At 58.0% G+C, this 602-nt stretch carries 1 pseudogene; it reads left to right on the top strand.

What is annotated here, in order from left to right:
• A pseudogene (locus C7B65_RS28260) lies at positions 1 to 504 on the top strand (IS701 family transposase); the annotation flags it as partial.
• Positions 505 to 602 lie beyond the last annotated feature (98 nt).

Here is a 602-nt window from a genome sequence, read left to right as displayed (position 1 = left end):
CCCCTGAAAGTATTGATTGACTTAACCACCTTGGAGAAGTGCGGCAAGTTTCGGCACCTGGGCGACCCGACCGAGGATGAGGGAACGCCCAACCCGTGGGTGCGGGTGCTCAACGGTAAGCGAGGACTGCAGATCGTGATGCTCTACCTCGTGCTGGAGCAGTGGCAAGTGCCGTGGAGTTTCTGGATCTGGCACGGCAAGGGCACGGCGAGTCCGTCTCAACTTGCCTGCAAACTCCTCGCTCGTGTCCCTAAGACCCTGACGAAACGGTTCCCCGTGATTGTCTTGGCAGATACCGAGTTTGGCACCGTGGAGTTTCTCACAGCCGTGCGAAAACGCCACTGGCGAGCGGTCGTTGGAATGCGCTGCACTCGTCGAATGGACACGGGCAAACCCCTCAAATCGCTTTACCGTCAGGGCAAGCGGGGACAACAGGTACGATTAGCGGGCATGGATGCCCCATTGACCGTTTCTTGGTTTTGGCTCAAGCGCAGCGAGGGCTAGCGAGAATTGCGCTTCGGGGTGTCGACTCACCCGGATTCCGGGGTCTATCTCGTGAGATTAGGACGACAACGGTGGGCAATTGAAGGCTTCTTCAAAAC

It is taken from the genome of Phormidesmis priestleyi ULC007 (assembly GCF_003003695.1).
GTDB lineage: Bacteria > Cyanobacteriota > Cyanobacteriia > Leptolyngbyales > Leptolyngbyaceae > Phormidesmis_A > Phormidesmis_A priestleyi_A.
This window is presented reverse-complemented; position numbering and strand designations above follow the sequence as displayed.